Here is a 16,446-nt window from a genome sequence, read left to right as displayed (position 1 = left end):
CGCCCCCGCGTCCCTCCTCGCCGTTGCCTCCACGCTCGCCGTCCTGACCGCCTCCTGCTCCCCGGCGCAGGATCCGCCCGGCAGGGCGACCGACGATCGCAGCCCCGCTCCCTCCGCTCCCCCCGCGGCCGCCGCCTCCCTCTCCCCCCTCGGCGCGCCCGCCGTCCCAGCGCTCCCCTCGCCCGATCAGCCAGCCTCGGCCGCTCCCGGCTCTCCCTCTTCCAGCCCCGCCCCCCTTACTTCCATCGCCTCCGCCGCCTCCTCCGCATCGCCCAAGGAGGCCACCCTCCCCGGCCAGGGCGCCAAGATCGCCAGCATCGCGATGCGCACCTGGATCTACGTCGCCCCCGACGAGCGCTCGACGAAGCTCGGCTACCTGCGCGCCGGCGCGGTCGTCGACCGGGCCGAGCTCCCGGCAGGCACCGAGGGCTGCGCTGGCGGCTGGTACCGGATCGCGCCGCGCGGCTACGTCTGCGTCGGCAAGGGCGCCTCGCTCGCGCTCGAGCACCAGGTGGTCGCCGCCGCGGTGCGCGGCCCGCGCCGGGGCGCGCCCGTGCCGTACCACTACGTCATGTCGGGCTCGCCCCCGCCGCACCTCTACTTCCGGCTCCCGACGCTCGAGGACCAGCGGCGCGTCGAGGGCTCCACGCTCAACGTCCACCTCGCCCGCGCCGCGATCGCGCCCTCGTCCTTGCCGCTCGACCCGGTGCCCGCCTTCCTGCTCGCTGGCCGGGATCTCCCGAAGCCGTACGGCGCCGAGGAGAAGCTCCACTACTCCGTGCACACGGGCCGCGCCAAGGAGAGCTCCGCCTTCGGCCTCATCACCACCTTCGAGTGGACCAACCGCCGCTTCGGCCTCACGACCGAGCTCGACCTCATCCCGCTCGATCGCACCCGCCCGGCGCGCCTCAGCGCGCTGCGCGGCATCGTGATCAAGGACCTCGACGCCGAGGCCCCCGCGAACGCCTCGGACGCCGCCCCGCCGGCCGATCCCTCGTCCGCCGCCTCCGCGTCCGCCCCCGCCGTCGCCACCGTGCCCGCCGCCGGCTCTGCCGCCGCCGAGCCTCCGACCGACGGCGCGCCTCCCTCACCTCCACCGCCCCCGCCGCCGGGCACCGATCCGCGCATCGACCCCGCCCTGAAGGGCGCCCCTGCGTTCGTCCGTGTCCATGGCACCTCCAGGCATCGCCCCTCCGCGTCGGGCGGCTCGCTCGTCGACGCGGGCGTCGCGCCGTTCCGCTCGGGCTGGGTGCTCACCGGGCGCACGCGCGGAGGCGCGAAGGGGCTGCTCGAGACGACCGAGGGCTCGTGGCTCGCCGGCGACCACCTCGTCATCGCCGAGCTGCGCAAGGACCCGCAGGGGTTCGCGCGCGACGGCAAGAAGTGGATCGACATCTCGATCCGCCGCCAGGTCCTCGTCGCGTACGAGGGCACGCGCCCGGTGTTCGCGGCGCTGATCTCCAGCGGGCGCAGCGGCATGGCGGATCCCGAGGAGACCGACGCCACCGTGCGCGGCTCGTTCTACATCCACGCCAAGCACGTCTCGACGACCATGGACGGCGACGACGAGGCGTCCGAGGCGTTCGATCTGCGAGACGTGCCCTACACGCAGTACTTCCACGAGGGATACGCGCTGCACGGCGCCTACTGGCACGACGAGTTCGGCAAGGCGCGCAGCCACGGCTGCATCAACCTGGCCCCCGCCGACGCTGCCTGGCTCTTCGAGTGGACCGAGCCCGCCGTCCCGCCCGAGTGGCACGGCGCCGTCAACATCGAGGGCGGCGGCACGCTCGTCTACGTGCACGGCTGAGCTCCCTCGTGCACGGCTGAGCTCCCTCGTGCGCGGCTGAGCTCCCTCGCGCACGGCTGAACCGCCCGCGTCCGGCAGCACGGGCGACGCTCCGCGCGCACGGGGAAAGCATCGTCTGCATGGACAACGCGCACGGCGGACCGATCTACTTCCACGGCCACCCGGTCCAGCGTGCGCGGTCCCACGCCGCGACATCCCCGCAGCCGGCGGCCCCGTCCCGCTCCGCCGGCGCGTCCGGCGGAGCGGCCAGCCGCCCGCTCTCCCCCGCTGCTGTCTTGCCGTTCGCCCTGCCGTTACTGACAGGAGGCCGGCATCTGCGCGCCGAGCAGGAGGCCGCGCAAGGTCGAGAGCGCCTGCCGGCCCTGCGGCGAGTTCGCCAGGCCGTCGCACGCCGAGGCCGCCGCGAGATACCCGCCCTGCTGCTCCGGGGGCGCCGACTTCGCGTTCTGGCGCAGCGCCGCGCAGCACTTGCGGATGCCGCTCGGGTCGCCGGTTCCGACCACCTTCTTCCCGGCGTCTGCGTCCGCGACATCGGCGTCGGCCGCGTCCGCCCCGGCGTCCTCCTCGGGCAGGATCTGCGTGGTGGGGGTGGGTGTCGGCGCCGGCGTCGGCGCGGCCGGCGCCGAGGGCACCGGCGGCAGCTCGTCCTCCTCCTTCTTGCACCCGTTGCTGACCAGAGCCACCGCGAGGGGGAACGTCAGCGCCCCCAGAACCGTGAAGAGCCGTGTAGGTTTCATCTCACCTCAAGTATCCGATCCGCGTTTGCGTGGGAACTTCTGTTCGACGAGGAACGCCCCGATCGCAACCAACTTCCCCGAGCGCACGCGGTCATGATACCCGCCAGCTGCACGCCCTCGGCGATCCGAGCGCTCGAAGTATGGGCGGCGCGAGTCCGCTCGCAAGACGGCGAACGCCGCCGACGGCGCTCGCCTCAGGCGCGCCCCGATCTCGTCTACGGGCGCGTACGACGGCGCGCGCAGCAGGCGCGGAGCGGAGTGAAGCGACGTGTGATCGCCGTCGCACCGCGCGCGCGCATCTGGCCCAAGCGCCTGCGCGTGCGCATGTCCAATTCATGAAAGGACACGCCGACCGGCCGGCTGAGGGTCACGACTCCAGCACTCGACCGATACGGCTGAAACAGAAGCAACCATGAAGAGCACGCAGCACAAGGAGTGGAGGAACGAACATCGATCCGCCGTCACCAGCCCCGCTGAAGACACCTCGGTCGCTTTCGCGCTGGACGCGCAGCCGGCCACCGAGAACGCCGTCGCCGCGCCCTCACCCGCGGCGGCCGCCTCGGACGACGATCGCGGCCCGCCCTCGGGGCTCATCGACCTGACCGCGCTGAGGACCAGCGACCAGAGCGCTCAGCCCCGGGTCCTCGACCTCCTGCCGGTCTTCCCGTTCGGCGAGCCGCCCGCGTCGGTCCGCGCGCCCGTCCCGGCCAGCGCGCCCGCAACGCCGTCGCACGCCGCCCTGCGGCGCGCACGGCAAGCCCGCTCGACCGCCGCCCTGCTCGCGGCTGCCGCCGCGGTTGTGGCCGTCACCGCGGGCCTTGCGGCGACGCGCGCCGCCGACCCCGGGCCCCCTGCGACGGCCGGGCTCGGCGCTGCGGCGCGCGACGTCGAGGCGCGGCTGCCGCGCATCGCGGCGCCCGCTGCCGAGCCCGCGGAGCGCACGCAGATCGCGCCTCAGGTCGAGCGCACGATCGCCAGCGTCGCCGGCGACGAGCCGGACTCCGCCGTCGCCGCGCGGCGCACCCCTGAAGGCCGCGCGCGTGTCACCGGCACGGCGGCCCCGCAGAACGGCAAGAGCGGCCCCGCCGCGCCGGACGCCGCCGACCGCCGCGCTCCCGCCGACCCTTGCCGCGGCGACCTCATGTGCGCCATGCGCCGCGCGGCAGGCGGCTGATCCCACGTCGCTCCGCGGCGGCTCCACCGCCGCCGCGGAGCGACCGCTCCCTCACCGCGCAGCCCGCCATCCTTCACCGCGCTCTCGCCGCGGAGCGACCGCTCCTCACCGCGCAGCCCGCCATCCTTCACCGCGCTCTCGCCGCGGAGCGATCGCTCCCTCACCGCGCAGCCCGCCATCCTTCACCGCGCTCTCGCCGCGGAGCGACCGCTCCCTCACCGCGCAGCCCGCCATCCTCCACAGCGCTCTCGCCGCGGAGCGACCGCTCCTCACCGCGCAGCCCGCCATCCTCCACCGCGCTCTCGCAGCGGAGCGACCGTCCGCTCGCTCACGCGGAGGCGGGGCTCGATCCGGTCGCGGAGCCGGCGTGCACGGCGATCGAGTCGAGCAGGCGGTTCAGGTCGAACGGCTTCGCGACCGACGCGCACGCGCCGACCTCGCGGGCCCAGGTGCCGGCGTCCACCGCCGCCGTCATGACGAGGATCGGCGCGCGAGGACCGGGGCTCGACGCGTACGCCCGCGCGAACCCCCAGCCGTCCATCACCGGCATCCGCATGTCGAGCAGGATGAGGTTCGGCCTGTTGCGCTCGAGCAGCGCGAGCGCGGCCTCGCCGTCGCTCGCCGAGAGGACCTCGTAGCCCTCCTCGATCAGCGTGATCTCGAGCATCTCCCGGATCTCCTGGTCGTCGTCCACGATCAGGATCTGCTTGCGCCGTTTCACGCGGCTCCTTTCGGTTTGCAGCTTGGCTCGGGGCTCGTCGTTCGCCGTCCCCTCCACCCCGGTTCCACAGTACCCGTCTGCCACGATATCCCCCCACACGGGCGCTTCCCCTGCGATCGTCACCCCAGGCAAACGATGTCACGCCCGCGTCCCACGTCGCACGTGACAAGCGCAATCTCGACCGCAGAACCCGCTCGGGTCACAGCCTCACGAGCGTGGACGCGCGATGGTGGACGCGGACGGCGCAGCCTCGCCCGAAGCCTCCATCCTGGGCAGAAGCGACGCGTCGAGCTCGGTCTTCCCTTGGCTCGCGAGCCGCTCGATCGCGCTCGCCGCACGCGCGACGTCGTCCAGGAGCAGCCCGATCGCCACGCCGCCCGTGCCGTCCGGCACGCCCGCGAGCCGAGCGTGCGCCTTCCTGAGCAGGCGCACCGCCCCGGACGGGCTCCGCATCCTCGTGAGCTTGTGCATGGCCGCGGCGACGAGGATGAGCCCCTGGAGGAATGCCTTCCGCACCGGGTGCGGCTCAGCGCGCCACCCGACCTCCCACAGCTCGTGCGCCTCGAAAAAAAGCCCGGCGCGGTAGGCTCCGAGCCCGCGCTGGACGATCGCTTCGAGCTCGGCGTCGGCGGATGTCATGGCGCGGGGCAGCGGGAGGCGCGGCGGAAGATAGCACGCCGATCCGCGGGCACCGCGCCGCGCTCCGTCCGCGCGGTGCTAGGCTCGGCGCGTGCAACGGTGGATCCTCGTCGCGGTGATCGCTGGGCTCCACCTGCTGGCGTTCGCGATCGGCATGTTCCTGCGCCGCCGCAGGCGCCGGCGCCCCCCGCCGCGCTGACGCGCCGCGCGCGGCCACGCGGCCGGCGAGAGCACGCAGGCGCGCCGAGCACGCCGCGAGCGCTCGCCGCGCTCGGCGCGCACGCCACGAGGCCCCGCCGCACCGCGCTCAGCGCGAACGCCACGAGACCCCGCCGCACCGCGCTCAGCGCGAACGCCACGAGGCCCGCCGCGCCGCGCTCAGCGCGCGAGCAGGCTGCGCAGCCGATCGAGCGCCGCGGGGTGCGCCCGCACCGACAGCCGGCCGCCCTCGTCGCCGTACTCCTCCGAGAGCACCCGCGCGTTCTCGTAGATCTCGCCGATGAGGCTCTGCTTCGCGTACGGCAAGAGGAGCTCGGCCTCCACCATCGACTCCTCGAAGAAGGCGATGATCGACTCGCGCAGCCCCGCCACGTCCGCCGGGATCTTCGCCGAGAGCAGCGTCGCCTCCGGGAACTCGAGGCGCAGCGCGTCCCGCTCCTCCTCCGACAGCCGGTCCACCTTGTTGAGCAAGAGCCGGCTCGGCACCTCGCTCGCGCCGATCTCGGAGAGCACGCCGCGCGTCACCCCGAGCTGATCGCGGAACGTCGGGTCCGACGCGTCGGCCACGTAGAGCAGGAGCGACGCCTCGAGCGCCTCGTCCAGCGTCGAGCGGAAGCTCGCCACGAGATCGTGCGGCAGCTTCTTGATGAAGCCGACCGTGTCCGAGATGAGGATCCGCGGGCGCACCTCCGGGTGGAGCGCGCGCACCGTCGTGTCGAGCGTCGCGAACAGCTTGTCCGCGACGAGCACCTCGCTGCCCGTCAGCGCCCGCATCAGCGACGACTTGCCGGCGTTCGTGTAGCCGACGAGCGCGACGCGGCGCTGGCCTTGCCGCAGCGCGCGGCGCGTCGACTGCTCGCGCTGGACCGAGGCGAGCTCGTGCTTCAGCTCCGCGATGCGATCGCGGATCTTGCGGCGATCGAGCTCGAGCGCGCTCTCGCCGGCGCCCTTGCCGCCGATGCCGCCGCGCTGCCGGTCCCCGCCGCCGCCCGTCTCGCGCATCCGCGGCGCGACGTAGTTGAGGCGCGCGATCTCCACCTCGAGCTTCGCCTCGCGGCTCCGCGCGTGGCGGTGGAAGATCTCGATGATCACGCCCGCCCGGTCGAGCACCTGCGCGCCCGTCGCGCGCTCCAGGTTGCGCGCCTGGCTCGGCGAGATGTCGTGGTCGACCGCCACGATCGTCGCCCGGCGCGCCGCCCCCTGCTCGGCGCCGTCCGCGCCCGGCGCCGCATCGCCGTCGTCGTCCGCTTCGTCGGCGTCGTCTCCGTCGAGCTCGCCGTCGTCCCCGTCCTCGCCGCTCTCGGCAGCCCGGCGCGCGCGCGCCTTGTTCTTCCGCTCCGGCGCGCCCGAGGGGACGACGCCGCTGCCGCCCGTGAGCTCGGCGAGCTCCTTCAGCTTCCCCTCCCCGAGCACCGCGGCCGCCGCGAGCGCGCCGCGGCGCTGCGACACGGTCGCGATCACGTCGAAGCCGAGCGTCTGCACGAGGCGGCCCAGCTCGGCCAGATCAGCGGCGTGCTCGACATCGTCGACGCCGGGGAGCTGCACCCCGACGAGCACAGCGAGAGGACGTTCCTGGTTGGTCGTGGTCATAAATTGCGTAGGAGCGCGGGAGCTTCGCCTCATCTGCCCCCGCGACGCAAGCCGCCGCGCGCGCCAGAGAGCACCTCCTACGACGATCCGCGGAGCTCACCTCGGCGCGCACCACGAGCTCGCGAAGGGCCACCCCGACACCGCCGCCAGCCGTCACGCCCGCGGAGCACGCGCACGCCCGCGCTCGCCGTCACGCCCGGGGCGCGCGCGCCCCCGGCGGCTCACCTCGACCGCACCGCCTCGCGGTGGAGGCGCGCGGTCTCGATCGCCAGCGACGCGAGGCGCCCGAGCTCCGCGGCGACGTCCGTGTCGTCCTGCCGGAGCTCGCGGTCGACCGTCCAGAGGCTCAGGAGGCCGAGCTTGCGGCCGCGCGCCGCGAGCGGCACGAGGATCGCCGAGCGGGCGCCGAGCTCCCGCAGCGCCGACAGGTGCTCCGGCCCGCGGGCGATGCGCTGCAGCCACGGGTCGGTGACCAGCGGGACCAGGATGACCTCCTTGCGGGCCAGCGCCTCGGCCAGCGGGCCGGTCTCGCCGAGCAGCAGCGGCGGGTGCCTGAGGAGCCGCGGCAGGAGCGCGCGCGCCTCGGGCAGGCGCGCGGACGCCACGAGCCGCGGCAGGCCGCCGTCGTCGTCGAGATCGAGCGCGCAGAGGTCCGCGAAGCGCTCGCCGCCGAGCCGCACCACCTGCTCGACCGTCCCGTCGTGGTCGAGCGACTCCGCCATCATCGCGCTCGCCTCGACCAGGAGCTCGCGCGCGCGCTCCGCCTTCCGGAGCTCGGTCACGTCCTCGACCACCATCACCGCCGCGGTGATCCGCCCCTCGCCGTCGCGCACCGGCGTGGCGCTGAAGCTCCCCCGCCGGCGCTCCCCGTCGCCCCGGATGAACTCGAGCTCCTCGCGGACGACCGTCTCGCCGCCGTGCAGCGCCCGGAAGAGCAGCCAGCGCGCGCGCTGGTCGTCGTCCGCCTCGCTGAGCAACGTCCGCAGCGGGGCGTTGCTCGGGGTCTCCTCGGGGCCGCGGACAATCTCCGCGAACCGCCGGTTGCTGAGCGCGATCGTGCCCGACGCCCCCTCCGCGACGGCGATGCCGACCGGGAGCCGCTGGATCGCCGTCTCGAACCGGCCGCGCTCCGAGGCGAGCTGCTCGCGCAGCTGGGCCTGGGTCGCGAGCGCGGCCGCGCGCTCTGCCGCCTTCCTGAAGAGCAGCCGGTCCCCCTCGGAGAACTCCCCCACGCGGCGGGAGCTCACGACCGCGACGCCGACGAGCCGGCCCTCCGCGAGCATCGGCACGCCGTAGAGCGCGTGGAGCGCGTCGCTCGGGCGCTCGCCCTGCGCGCCGGACTCGGGCCCCGCGGCGCCGCCCCCGGCGTCGGTGGCCAGCGGGTCCGGCGCCGCCGAGCGCAGCGCCACCGGCCGGCGCTCGCGGACCACGCGGCCGATGAAGCCCTCGGCCAGCCGGAAGGCGCGCAGGCCCCACAGCGCCTCGTCGACGCCGATCGCCGCGCGCATGCGGAGCATCTCGCCCTCGAGCAGCAGCATCACCGCCCAGTCGACCGACCGCGCCGACTCGAGGAGCACCTCGAGCAGCCGCCGCAGGAGCCGGTCGATGTGCACGTTGCCCATGCCCTCGGCCGAGACCCGATCGAGCGCGCCGAGCGCGCGCTCGCGCGCCGCCGCGCTCCGCGTGGCCGGATCGATGATCACCTGATCGAGCGCCTCGTGCAGGATGGTCATCTCGAGCCACGACGGCTGCGTGCCGGTCCGCTCGATCGCTCGCAGCACGCAGCGGCGCAGCACCGAGTACTGCGCGGTAACATCCTCCAGATCGAACCCGTCGCGGAGCCGGTCGAGCACGCGGAAGCCGAGCAGCGGCTCGGGGAACTCGGCCGACAGCGACTCGACGCCGGTCCACGAGTCGCGCGCCTCGTCGCCCTGCGGCACCACCGCCGCGGACACGGCCGTGTCGAGGCGCTCAGCGATGCGCTCGAAGACGGCGGGCAGCTCCTCGCGCAGCGCGAGGTAGCCCGGGGATTGCTCGCCCGGCGCGCGGCGTCTCTCGGCGCGCTCCCACGCCTCCAGGATCCCCGCGCTGTGGTTGCGGAGGAAGGCGGCGAGCGGCGATTTGGGAAGGTCTCTAGGGGCCATTCACGCGCTGGCCGGAGCCGAGGCACCCTCAGTCTACGTCAGCCTGCGATGACGTAGATCCAGAAACGAACCTGATCGCGTCACGTCCGCCGGCTCTCCCGGGACGGCTGGGCGCGGCCGCGGCGCGCTCCGTCCAGTCCCTCCGCCAGCGCTCGCGGGCGCCCTTGCATAAGCGGTTATGAAGCGCTCATCGAGCGCGCTCTGGCGCGCCGGCCCGCGTGCGTTGGCGCACCGCACGTCGGCGCGGCCGCGCCTCAGGGGACGCCCCACGCCGGTCCCCGAGCTCGCGTTCAGGCGGCGCCCGCCCGCGCGCTCGCGTGCGCCCGCCGCCGCCGCCCGATCGCGAGCGCACAGGCGGCCGGGAGCGCGAGCCAGATCGCGCCGCCCCTGCCGGGCGGCGCCGCGGCCTCCGCGCCCGCCGCGCCGATCTTGCACCCGCACCCGCCCGGCTCCTCCGCGGGCGGCGGGCCGGATCCTCCGCCGCTGCCCCCGCTGCTGCTGCTCCCGGCGCCGCCGTCGCACTGCTGCGAGCCGACGGTGAGCTGCGTCGCGCCCCAGAGGTCGGTGCAGGTCGACGCCACGCCGCTCTCGGGCGCGCATTCGAGCGGGCCGCAGAGCCCATCGAGGTGCATGAGGGCGGTGAAGCTCTCGCCCTCGTCGCTCGACCTGCCCACGGTGAAGCCGTCGGTGAACTCGTCGCCGCAGGCGAAGACGCCCTCGGCGGCCCAGGTCAGGCACCGCGCGCCGATGTCCGAGATCTTCTCGAACTCGAGCGAGCTCGTCGACGCGCGCCAGATCCCGTCCTGGGGGCCGCCCACGAGCACGCTCGCGCCGTCCGGCGACAGCGCGAAGCCGAGGAGGTTGCCCTGGCCCTCGAAGATCGTGGTGAAGGTCTGCCCGCCGTCGCGCGTGACGAGCAGCGCGTCGCTCGGCTCGCCGTCGAGCCGCACGTATACGGTGTCGGGGTCGTCGGGATCGATCGCGCCGAGGTAAGGCAGGCGCGTGTCGTCGCTCTCCGGGATGTCGAGCCGCTCCCATGTCTCGCCGCGATCGTCGGTCCGCTGGAGCGCTCCGGCGTAGTCGGGCGCGCCGAAGCGGCCGCTCACGTACACGCGCTCGCGGCGCGACGGGGCTGCGTCGACGGTGTGCGCGAGGAAGTCCTCGGGCAGGTCGACGCCCGCCTTCGTCCAGGTGTCCGCGTTGTCGCTCGTCTCCCAGAGCTGCGTCAGGAACCGCCCCGACCCGAGCCCCGTGCTGACCACGAGCACGGCCCGCGAGGGGTCCGCGCGGTCGGCCGAGAGGTCGATCACGTAGCGGCCCAGGAGGTCGCCCGGGGCGAAAGACCAGTCGCAGCCGCCGTTCTTCGAGGCGCTGAGCCCGTCGAAGACGCCGGCGACGATCGTCCCGTCGGCGAGGAAGGCCAGCATCGGGTCCTCGTTGTCGCCGAAGCCCACGACCGGCTCGCAGATCCAGCGCCAGCGCTCGCCACCGTCCTGCGAGGTGAGCAGGCCGTAGGTGGCGCGCACGAGGAGGCGCGACGGGTCGCTCGGGTGGGTCGCGATCTGGCCGGCGGCCGGGAAGCGGCCGTTGGCCGAGGCGGGCGCGGCGACAGCGGCGACCGAGAGCAGCGCCGCAGCCGAGAGCGCGCGGCGCCGCGACGCGCGACACGCGCCGTGCTCACGGCGCGCGCGGGGGTCCTTGTCTGCAGGGATGAGCACGGCGCGCAAGCGTAGTAGAACCGCTGCGCCGCCGCACCCGAGCCCCGCGCTAGGGCACCTCGTACTCGAACGCCGTCTCGTCGAGGAGGGAGGAGGTCAGGGCGCGGAACTGCACGTCCCAGAGGCCGCCCATCGAGAACGGGACGTCGGCCACCTCGTAGAGCCCGGGCTCGATCTCCTTGCCCTCGTGCGTCGACGACCCGTGGGCCATGCCCAGCATCATCGCGAGGGCGCGGAGCCTGATCCGCTTCACCGGGTTCCGGGAGTCGGTCCAGGTGAGCCGCACATGGAACGTGTTCTTGCCCCGGCCGATCGGCTCGGTCGGCTCCACCGCGAACTCGACGCGGCCGTTCCGGCCGACGCCCGCCCGGCTCCCGGAGTCCTCGCCCGGGTCCGCGTGCGGCGCCCCGCAGCCCTGCGCCAGGCCAAGCACCAGGAGGGCGAGCACGGCGCCGCGCGCCCGCGCCGCGGTGCTCGCCGGGGACGATCCCGCCGGCAATCGATCATGAGACTCAGTCATGTCTTCCCCACACGTGACGGAGGCCGGCGGACAGGGCGACGAAGGCGCCCTCGTTGCGGCCGATGCCGGAGATGGGCAGGTCCACCTCGAGGTTGCCCACCGCGGTCCAGCGCGCGCTGAGGTCGTGGGCCAGCACGGCGAGCACCGCCGTTCGCTCGCGCACCTTGCCCCGGAGGAGGTGGCCGCCCTCGCGCGGCGGCCCCTCGCGCTCGTAGAGCGCGCCCGCGGCGAGCGAGACCCCGGACGACCACACGGGCCCCGCCGCCGCGAGGATCTGCGCGCGCTCCCCGGGCGCGATCTCCTCGCCGCTCGGGAGGCGGTAGCTGGTGCGGACGCTGGCCGAGGCGGAGAGCAGCGCCTGAAACGAGCCCCACGACTTCTCGAACAGCATCCCCGGTCGGAACTCGGCCACGCCGAGGCCCGTCGCGTCGACGCCGAGCGGATCGAGCGCGGCGTCCTGGATGCGCCCGGTCGGGATCGACACGCCGAGCGTGAACGCCGCGGCCGGGATCCACGGGGACACTCGATCGCCGACCAGCGTGACCCGGCCCGCGACGCTGACGTCGCCGAGGCCGCCGCCCGACGCGGGCGCGTCGCCGGAGGAGCCGCCCCACGCGACCCTCAGCGGCACGGCGACGCCGAGCTGGACGTGCTCCTTGACCCGCACCATCCACCCGACGTCGGCCCTCAGCTCGCGGTGGTAGATGCCCTCGCCGGAGGGCTCGAAGCCCCGGTCGACCGTCCACGCCCCGATCTGCTCCGTGACCCGGAGAGAGAAGCTCGCGGCGGCGCGCTCCGAGGGGGCGAGCCACTGCGCCGCCCCGTGGCCCGTCCCGCAGCAGGCCGACGCGCGCGCCGCCGCCGGAGAGACCGCGAGCGACAGCAGCACCGCGGCGCAAGCGAGGGCTCTGGGCAGCACGGCGCTGCTATAGGCGACGCCGCCGCCCGTCGCCAATGCGTCATGTTGTCGCGCCGGAGGCGCCTGCTCAGGCCTAAGGCGCCCCTTGAAGCGCGCCGTCCAGGCTGTGCGGCGTCAGCCCCCGAGGGTCTGCCGGTAGACCTGGACGTAGCGGCGCGCGGGCCGATCCCAGCCGAGGTCGAGGCGCATGATGCGGCGCTGGACCGCGGGCCAGCGGGGCGACGTCCACGCGCCGAGCGCCCGCTGCACGCCCCCGAGCAGCGAGGTGGCCGTCGGCTTGTCGAAGAGGAACCCCGTGCCCGTCTCGAGCTCGGCGTCCAGGTCGACGATCGTGTCGATGAGGCCTCCGGTCCGGCACGCGATCGGGGCGGCGCCGTAGCGCTGCGCGTAGAGCTGCACGAGGCCGCACGGCTCGAAGCGCGACGGCACGAGCACGAGGTCCGCCGCGGCCATGAGCCGGTGCACGACGGCCTCGCTCACGCCGCCGAGGAACTTCGCCCGCTCCGGCGCCTTCGCCGCGGCGGCGGTGAGCTTCTCCATGAGCTCGGGGTCGCCCTCGCCGGCCACGACGACGCTGACGTCGCCCTTCAGGATCTTCGGCATGGCGCTCGCGAGCAGGTCGCTGCCCTTCTGCGCGACGACCCTGCCGATGGAGACGAGCAGCGGGCGCTCCGGCCGGATCTCGAGCCCGATCTCCTGGAGGAGCGCGCTCTTGCAGCGGCCCTTGTTGCTCACGTCCTCGGCGTCGTAGCGCGCGATGATGGCCGGGTCGGTCATCGGGTTCCAGACCGCGTAGTCGATGCCGTTCACGATGCCGGTCAGCTGGCCCGCCCGGGTGCGGAGCACGCCGTCGAGCCGCTCCCCCTGCTTCGGCGTGAGGATCTCGTTCGCGTAGGTGGTCGAGACGGTGGTGAGCGAGTCGGCCGCGAGGATGCCGCCCTTCAGGAAGTTGAGCTGGCCGTAGAACTCGAGCCGGTCCGGCCGGAAGTGCTCGTCGTCGAGGCCGAGGTACGGGAGCGTCTCCTTCGGGAAGAGGCCCTGGTGCGCGGCGTTGTGGAGGGTCAGCACCGTCCGGCCGGGGCCGCGGGCGGCCTGCTGGTGGCGCAGCAGGTACGCCACCATGGCGGTGGGCCAGTCGTGGACGTGCACGATGTCGAACGGCGACCCGGACCGGACGCGCTGGCGGACGAGCTCGACGACCGCGCGGGAGAACAGCGAGAACCGGCGCCCGTTGTCCTCGTAGTCGCGCCCGTCCTCTCCGTAGATGCCGGCCCGATCGTGGAAGCCTGGCACGTCGAGGACGACGAGCTCCACGCCGGTGCTGAGCCGCCCGTCGAGGAGCGTCACCTGGATCGGCCCGGGCGCGACCTGCGGGTCGACCTCGAGCGGCATCGGGGTGAGGCGGCGCGCCATCATCAGGCCGCTCGAATCGAGCGCCCGGTAGCGCGGCAGCGCGATCGTCACCTTGTGGCCGAGCAGCCGGAGCGCCTTCGAGAGCGACGACACGACGTCCGCGAGCCCGCCGACCTTGACGATGGGCGCGATCTCGGAAGCAGCGAAGAGGATGTCCATGCGGGCGCCGTGTGTAGCACGAACCGGGGGGCGTACGGGGCGGGTTCCGCACATGCGGGCCGGCGGGTTCTCGCGGGCGGACGAGCCAGATCGTGCGCCCGCGGGCGCACGGGGGGGAGGCCTTGCCGAGCTGCCCGGCCCGAGGAGGCCCTGCTCGTCGCCGGGGCCGTGCCAGGCCGAGACACGCAGCCCCGGCCTGTGTATCTTTTTCTTGTGAGAAGCACGCTTATCTTTCCCAGGCTCTCTCTGCTCCTTGCCCTCCTGGCCGCCGGCATCGCCGTGAGCTGCGGCGGCAAGGGCGACGGCGACAGCAGCTCGTCCCAGGGCTCCGGCGCATCCGACGGCGGCGGCGGCGGCGGCGCGACGAGCAGCAGCAGCGCCAACACAGGCGGCTCCGAGCCGATCTTCGTCGGCAGCGGCGGCGGCCTGGTCAGCACCAGCGGCGGCGGCGGGGCCGGCGGCAGCTGTCAGCAGCTCGACATCGCGTTCGAGCCGCAGACGCCGACCGTCATGATCGTCGTCGATCGCTCCGGCAGCATGTACGACAGCGGCTACTGGGATCCGCTCCAGACCGCCGTGCTCAACGTCGTCGAGAGCCTGCAGGCGAAGGTGCGCTTCGGCTTCCTCACGTTCACGGGGATCGCTCCGGCTCAGTGCCCGCTGCTCACCGGGACCGACGTCATCGCCCTCAACAGCCACGCCGACATCGCGGCCGCATACGAGGAGGCCTCCATGAGGCCGGGCCAGAAGCTCGAGACGCCCACCGGCATGACGTTCAACGAGACGGTCATCCCCGATCTCGTCGCCTTCGGAGAGCCCGGCCCCAAGTACATCCTCTTCGTCACCGACGGCGAGCCCGATCGCTGCGACGACGGGCCCGCCGTGTGCGCGCGCGACGACGTGGTAGGCGCGGTGCAGTCCGCGTACGCGCAGGGCATCGGGACGTTCGTCTTCGGCCTGGGCGAGGGCGCGTTCGCGGAGCACCTCCAGGATGTGGCGAACGCCGGCGCCGGCCAGCCCGTCCGGCGACCCCAGGACACGGGGCAGGACTGCTACACCGGCGCGGGCACCTACGCCGACGCCGGCGGCTCGGCCATGTACTACACGCCGGACCCGACCAACGCGACCGCCCTCGAGAACGAGCTCAACGCCGCCATCTCCGGCGCCAAGAGCTGCACGTTCGACCTCCAGGGCTCGATCGCGGTCGATCTCGATCACGCGTCGGAAGGCCAGGTGCTCATCGACGGCACGCCCGTGCCCTACGACGCGCAGAACGGCTGGACCATGGAGAGCCCGACCCAGCTCGTCCTCGTCGGCGACGCCTGCGAGCAGCTCAAGAGCGCGACGCAGGGCATCTCGTTCAACTTCCCCTGCGAGATCATCGACCCGCTGTGAGCAGCGGGCAGGCGCGCCCACCGTAGGCGCGTCGGACAGCGCCACCGCGCCCGCCGGCACAGCGCGCCGGCGCAGCGCCGGCCAGGTGCGTCGCTACAGCGCCGGCGCGCCGATCATTCTGGACAGCCCGTTCCAGAATGGCGCGCGTGACGGCGACGTCACGGCGGCGGCGGTGTGTCCTTTTCCGCGCGCCCGGCCGGCGCTTTTGCTAAAGGCGTACGGCAACCTCGACCCATGACCAGGATCAGCGCGCGGGAGCTCGCCGGCACGAGCGGCCCCTTCGGCCGCGGCACCCAGGTGGTGCGGCCCGAGGAGGTGCCGGAAGGGTCGGTCGTCACCGTGCTGCGCGTGCCGCCCGAGTCGGCGGGCATGCGGCTCGACCGGTTCGTGCAGAGCCAGCTCAAGCGGACGAGCCGCACGCGCGCCGCCGAGATCGTCTCGCGCGGCGCCTACTCCCCCGAGGCGCGGCGCCTGCGCGGCAGCGACCGCGTGCGGCCGGAGCAGTGCATCCTGCTCTGGCGCGAGCCGTGGGACGAGCAGGCGCCCGACACCCCGATCCCCGTCGTCCACGAGGACGAGGCGCTGCTCGCCGTCAACAAGCCGACGGGCCTGCCGGTGCACCCCACGGCGCGGTACCACAAGAGCACCGTCATCAAGATGATGGAGGCCGCGCGCCCCGGCGAGCGGCTGTTCCTCGCCCACCGGATCGACCGCGAGACGAGCGGCGTGCTCCTCCTCTGCCGCACGCCCGAGGCCGACCGGAAGGTGAAGGCGCAGTTCGAGGAGCGCACCGCCGTCACCAAGCGCTACGCCGCGATCGCGTGGGGCTGGCCAGAGCACGACACCTTCCGCGTCGAGCTGCCGCTCGAGCTCGACACATCCAGCCGCTACAAGGTCAAGATGCGCGTCGCGCCGCCGGGCCGCGGCCTCGCCTCGGCCACCGCGTGCGAGGTGCTGGGCCGCCGCGCCGATCCCCTCACCGGCCGTCGCTACGCGCTGATCGCCTGCACGCTCGAGACCGGCCGGCAGCACCAGATCCGGGTCCACCTCGCGTCGAACGGCCTGCCGCTCGTGGGCGACAAGCTCTACGGACCGGACGAGGGCATGTTCGCGCGCGGCGCCGACGGCGTGCTCACCGACGAGGATCGGCGCGCGCTCGAGCTCGACCGCCACGCCCTCCACGCCGCCCTGCTGGAGCTCACGCATCCGGTGACAGGCGAGCGCGTGCGCATCGAGGCGCCACTCTCGGACGATCTGCGCACCTTCTGGGATGCGCTCCGCGCGTGAA

Annotated in this window: 14 protein-coding genes; 5 read left to right on the top strand and 9 right to left on the bottom strand. The window is 74.1% G+C overall.

Features of this window, described 5'->3' with window-relative positions; genetic code table 11:
• Positions 1 to 322 precede the first annotated feature (322 nt).
• The gene (locus tag WME89_RS19020; RefSeq protein ID WP_438010531.1) at positions 323 to 1,810 is read left to right on the top strand and encodes a L,D-transpeptidase; all 1,488 of its coding nucleotides are present in this window, start codon (positions 323 to 325) and stop codon (positions 1,808 to 1,810) included.
• Positions 1,811 to 2,103: 293 nt separating this feature from the next.
• Here WME89_RS19020 and WME89_RS19015 read toward each other — a convergent pair whose 3' ends face one another.
• Positions 2,104 to 2,547, bottom strand: a complete 444-nt coding sequence (locus WME89_RS19015; protein ID WP_438010530.1) for an acyltransferase — start codon at positions 2,545 to 2,547, stop codon at positions 2,104 to 2,106.
• A gap of 412 nt (positions 2,548 to 2,959) precedes the next feature.
• On the opposite strand from WME89_RS19015, the gene WME89_RS19010 reads away from it, so the two are divergent.
• Complete coding sequence (locus WME89_RS19010) at positions 2,960 to 3,721, top strand: hypothetical protein (RefSeq protein WP_438010529.1); 762 nt, start codon at positions 2,960 to 2,962, stop codon at positions 3,719 to 3,721.
• A gap of 328 nt (positions 3,722 to 4,049) precedes the next feature.
• Here the strand turns inward: WME89_RS19010 and WME89_RS19005 are convergent, their stop codons facing one another.
• Both WME89_RS19005 and WME89_RS19000 read right to left on the bottom strand, forming a co-directional pair.
• A complete protein-coding gene (locus WME89_RS19005) occupies positions 4,050 to 4,442 on the bottom strand; it encodes a response regulator (RefSeq protein ID WP_436617843.1) in 393 nt (130 codons plus the stop codon).
• Positions 4,443 to 4,649: 207 nt separating this feature from the next.
• Complete coding sequence (locus tag WME89_RS19000) at positions 4,650 to 5,081, bottom strand: DUF309 domain-containing protein (protein ID WP_438010528.1); 432 nt, start codon at positions 5,079 to 5,081, stop codon at positions 4,650 to 4,652.
• 91 nt (positions 5,082 to 5,172) lie between these two features.
• Between WME89_RS19000 and WME89_RS18995 the strand changes: the two genes are divergently transcribed.
• Positions 5,173 to 5,280: an LPXTG cell wall anchor domain-containing protein gene (locus WME89_RS18995; RefSeq protein WP_438010527.1), complete on the top strand. Its 108-nt coding sequence runs from the start codon at positions 5,173 to 5,175 to the stop codon at positions 5,278 to 5,280.
• 179 nt (positions 5,281 to 5,459) lie between these two features.
• Here WME89_RS18995 and hflX read toward each other — a convergent pair whose 3' ends face one another.
• The 6 genes from hflX to glgA all read right to left on the bottom strand — a co-directional run bounded on the left by hflX (position 5,460) and on the right by glgA (position 13,763).
• Positions 5,460 to 6,890: a GTPase HflX gene (gene hflX, locus WME89_RS18990; RefSeq protein ID WP_438010526.1), complete on the bottom strand. Its 1,431-nt coding sequence runs from the start codon at positions 6,888 to 6,890 to the stop codon at positions 5,460 to 5,462.
• A gap of 221 nt (positions 6,891 to 7,111) precedes the next feature.
• The gene (locus tag WME89_RS18985; RefSeq protein WP_438010525.1) at positions 7,112 to 9,034 is read right to left on the bottom strand and encodes a GAF domain-containing protein; all 1,923 of its coding nucleotides are present in this window, start codon (positions 9,032 to 9,034) and stop codon (positions 7,112 to 7,114) included.
• A 290-nt stretch (positions 9,035 to 9,324) separates the two neighbouring features.
• Positions 9,325 to 10,752 carry a WD40/YVTN/BNR-like repeat-containing protein gene (locus tag WME89_RS18980; protein ID WP_438010524.1) on the bottom strand — a complete coding sequence of 476 codons (1,428 nt, stop codon included), beginning with the start codon at positions 10,750 to 10,752 and terminating at the stop codon, positions 9,325 to 9,327.
• Between the two features lie 49 nt (positions 10,753 to 10,801).
• Entirely contained in the window at positions 10,802 to 11,272 is a 471-nt protein-coding gene (locus tag WME89_RS18975) for a FixH family protein (RefSeq protein WP_438010523.1), read from the bottom strand.
• Positions 11,265 to 12,191, bottom strand: a complete 927-nt coding sequence (locus WME89_RS18970) for a hypothetical protein (protein ID WP_438010522.1) — start codon at positions 12,189 to 12,191, stop codon at positions 11,265 to 11,267. The genes WME89_RS18975 and WME89_RS18970 overlap by 8 nt, the downstream gene beginning before the upstream one ends.
• A gap of 114 nt (positions 12,192 to 12,305) precedes the next feature.
• Positions 12,306 to 13,763, bottom strand: coding sequence for a glycogen synthase GlgA (glgA, locus tag WME89_RS18965; protein WP_438010521.1), 1,458 nt, complete (start codon positions 13,761 to 13,763; stop codon positions 12,306 to 12,308).
• Positions 13,764 to 13,976: 213 nt separating this feature from the next.
• Between glgA and WME89_RS18960 the strand changes: the two genes are divergently transcribed.
• Both WME89_RS18960 and WME89_RS18955 read left to right on the top strand, forming a co-directional pair.
• Entirely contained in the window at positions 13,977 to 15,158 is a 1,182-nt protein-coding gene (locus tag WME89_RS18960; protein WP_438010520.1) for a vWA domain-containing protein, read from the top strand.
• Between the two features lie 234 nt (positions 15,159 to 15,392).
• The gene (locus WME89_RS18955) at positions 15,393 to 16,445 is read left to right on the top strand and encodes an RluA family pseudouridine synthase (protein WP_438010519.1); all 1,053 of its coding nucleotides are present in this window, start codon (positions 15,393 to 15,395) and stop codon (positions 16,443 to 16,445) included.
• The last annotated feature ends 1 nt before the right edge of the window (position 16,446 follow it).

Origin of the sequence: Sorangium sp. So ce321 (assembly GCF_051530195.1) — a bacterium.
Classification (GTDB): domain Bacteria; phylum Myxococcota_A; class Polyangia; order Polyangiales; family Polyangiaceae; genus Sorangium.
This window is presented reverse-complemented; position numbering and strand designations above follow the sequence as displayed.

Excerpts from the sequence above, each read along its gene's own strand:
- WME89_RS19020 (WP_438010531.1), top strand. The coding sequence starts at position 323 with ATGCGCACCTGGATCTACGTCGCCCCCGACGAGCGCTCGACGAAGCTC.
- WME89_RS19015 (WP_438010530.1), bottom strand. The coding sequence starts at position 2,547 with ATGAAACCTACACGGCTCTTCACGGTTCTGGGGGCGCTGACGTTCCCC.
- WME89_RS19010 (WP_438010529.1), top strand. The coding sequence starts at position 2,960 with ATGAAGAGCACGCAGCACAAGGAGTGGAGGAACGAACATCGATCCGCC.
- WME89_RS19000 (WP_438010528.1), bottom strand. The coding sequence starts at position 5,081 with ATGACATCCGCCGACGCCGAGCTCGAAGCGATCGTCCAGCGCGGGCTC.
- hflX (WP_438010526.1), bottom strand. The coding sequence starts at position 6,890 with ATGACCACGACCAACCAGGAACGTCCTCTCGCTGTGCTCGTCGGGGTG.
- WME89_RS18985 (WP_438010525.1), bottom strand. The coding sequence starts at position 9,034 with ATGGCCCCTAGAGACCTTCCCAAATCGCCGCTCGCCGCCTTCCTCCGC.
- WME89_RS18975 (WP_438010523.1), bottom strand. The coding sequence starts at position 11,272 with ATGACTGAGTCTCATGATCGATTGCCGGCGGGATCGTCCCCGGCGAGC.
- glgA (WP_438010521.1), bottom strand. The coding sequence starts at position 13,763 with ATGGACATCCTCTTCGCTGCTTCCGAGATCGCGCCCATCGTCAAGGTC.
- WME89_RS18955 (WP_438010519.1), top strand. The coding sequence starts at position 15,393 with ATGACCAGGATCAGCGCGCGGGAGCTCGCCGGCACGAGCGGCCCCTTC.